Below are 2983 nucleotides of genomic sequence, written 5' to 3'. Positions count from 1 at the left end.
GGAAGTGAGAGTGGTGGCTTGATCAGCTGGAGTGGCTTAAGTGTTACCACGACCACCCCATTAGTATTGACTTATACGGCAGTAGTGACTGCTACGGGCAACTATACGAACTTTGCAGAGATCACTGCGAGTGATAATTTTGATCCCGACAGTAGTCCTGATGCTACAGCAGATACGGATACCCCTGCGGAAGATGATGAGACCAGTGCTACCCCTACTGTTGCAGGTGTTAGTGATTTAAGCATTGCCAAGAGTGTGGTATTGACAACCGATGCCGATGGCAGTACTACGATCAGTGCCGGTGACACTGTTACCTTTAGTGTTACGGTTACCAATGGAGGACCTAACAATGCTACGGGAGTAGGCGTAGGAGATACGGTTCCAGATGGGTATAGTACCATAGGAAGTATCAGTAATGGCGGAAGTGAGAGTGGCGGCTTGATCAGCTGGAGTGGCTTAAGTGTTACCACAACCACCCCATTAGTATTGACTTATACGGCAGTAGTGACTGCTACGGGCAACTATACGAACTTTGCAGAGATCACGGCGAGTGATAATTTTGATCCCGACAGTAGTCCTGATGCTACAGCAGATACGGATACCCCTGCGGAAGATGATGAGACCAGTGCTACCCCTACTGTTGCAGGTGTTAGTGATTTAAGCATTGCCAAGAGTGTGGTATTGACAACGGATGCCGATGGCAGTACTACGATCAGTGCCGGTGATACCGTTACCTTTAGTGTTACGGTTACCAATGGAGGCCCTAACAATGCTACGGGAGTAGGCGTAGGGGATACGGTTCCAGATGGGTATAGTACCATAGGAAGTATCAGTAATGGCGGAAGTGAGAGTGGCGGCTTGATCAGCTGGAGTGGCTTAAGTGTTACCACGACCACCCCATTAGTATTGACTTATACGGCAGTAGTGACTGCTACGGGCAACTATACGAACTTTGCAGAGATCACTGCGAGTGATAATTTTGATCCCGACAGTAGTCCTGATGCTACAGCAGATACGGATACCCCTGCGGAAGATGATGAGACCAGTGCTACCCCTACCGTTGCAGGTGTTAGTGATTTAAGCATTGCCAAGAGTGTGGTATTGACAACCGATGCCGATGGCAGTACTACGATCAGTGCTGGAGATACTGTTACCTTTAGTGTTACGGTTACCAATGGAGGCCCTAACAATGCTACGGGAGTAGGCGTAGGAGATACGGTTCCAGATGGGTATAGTACCATAGGAAGTATCAGTAATGGCGGAAGTGAGAGTGGTGGCTTGATCAGCTGGAGTGGCTTAAGTGTTACCACGACCACCCCATTAGTATTGACTTATACGGCAGTAGTGACTGCTACGGGCAACTATACGAACTTTGCAGAGATCACTGCGAGTGATAATTTTGATCCCGACAGTAGTCCTGATGCTACAGCAGATACGGATACCCCTGCGGAAGATGATGAGACCAGTGCTACCCCTACCGTTGCCAGCGTTAGTGATTTAAGCATTGCCAAGAGTGTGGTATTGACAACGGATGCCGATGGTAGTACTACGATCAGTGCTGGAGACACCGTTACCTTTAGTGTTACGGTTACCAATGGAGGCCCTAACAATGCTACGGGAGTAGGTGTAGGAGATACGGTTCCAGATGGGTATAGTACCATAGGAAGTATCAGTAATGGCGGAAGTGAGAGTGGTGGCTTGATCAGCTGGAGTGGCTTAAGTGTTACCACGACCACCCCATTAGTATTGACTTATACGGCAGTAGTGACTGCTACGGGCAACTATACGAACTTTGCAGAGATCACGGCGAGTGATAATTTTGATCCCGACAGTAGTCCTGATGCTACAGCAGATACGGATACCCCTGCGGAAGATGATGAGACCAGTGCTACCCCTACCGTTGCAGGCGTTAGTGATTTAAGCATTGCCAAGAGTGTGGTATTGACAACGGATGCCGATGGCAGTACTACGATCAGTGCTGGAGACACCGTTACCTTTAGTGTTACGGTTACCAATGGAGGCCCTAACAATGCTACGGGAGTAGGCGTAGGAGATACGGTTCCAGATGGATATACGACTATTGGAAGTATCAGTAATGGCGGAAGTGAGAGTGGTGGTTTGATCAGCTGGAGTGGCTTAAGTGTTACCACGACCACCCCATTAGTATTGACTTATACGGCAGTAGTGACTGCTACGGGCAACTATACGAACTTTGCAGAGATCACTGCGAGTGATAATTTTGATCCCGACAGTAGTCCTGATGCTACAGCAGATACGGATACCCCTGCGGAAGATGATGAGACCAGTGCTACCCCTACCGTTGCAGGTGTTAGTGATTTAAGCATTGCCAAGAGTGTGGTATTGACAACCGATGCCGATGGCAGTACTACGATCAGTGCTGGGGATACCGTTACCTTTAGTGTTACGGTTACCAATGGAGGCCCTAACAATGCTACGGGAGTAGGCGTAGGAGATACGGTTCCAGATGGATATACGACTATTGGAAGTATCAGTAATGGCGGAAGTGAGAGTGGTGGCTTGATCAGCTGGAGTGGCTTAAGTGTTACCACGACCACCCCATTAGTATTGACTTATACGGCAGTAGTGACTGCTACGGGCAACTATACGAACTTTGCAGAGATCACTGCGAGTGATAATTTTGATCCCGACAGTAGTCCTGATGCTACAGCAGATACGGATACCCCTGCGGAAGATGATGAGACCAGTGCTACCCCTACCGTTGCCAGCGTTAGTGATTTAAGCATTGCTAAGAGTGTGGTATTGACAACGGATGCTGATGGCAGTACTACGATCAGTGCCGGTGATACCGTTACCTTTAGTGTTACGGTTACCAATGCAGGCCCTAACAATGCTACGGGAGTAGGCGTAGGAGATACGGTTCCAGATGGATATACGACTATTGGAAGTATCAGTAATGGCGGAAGTGAGAGTGGTGGTTTGATCAGCTGGAGTGGCTTAAGTG

1 protein-coding gene is annotated in these 2983 nt (G+C 48.6%); it reads left to right on the top strand.

Translation table 11 applies throughout. The annotated features are described in order from the left end of the window. The coding region (locus tag ACWNT5_RS24165) for a beta strand repeat-containing protein (RefSeq protein WP_456518845.1) at positions 1-2983 on the top strand (2983 nt) is incomplete at both ends.

Source organism: Aquimarina sp. 433 (assembly GCF_054054605.1).
The sequence above is the reverse complement of the archived record's forward strand: the minus strand, read 5'-3'. Positions and strand labels throughout refer to the sequence as shown.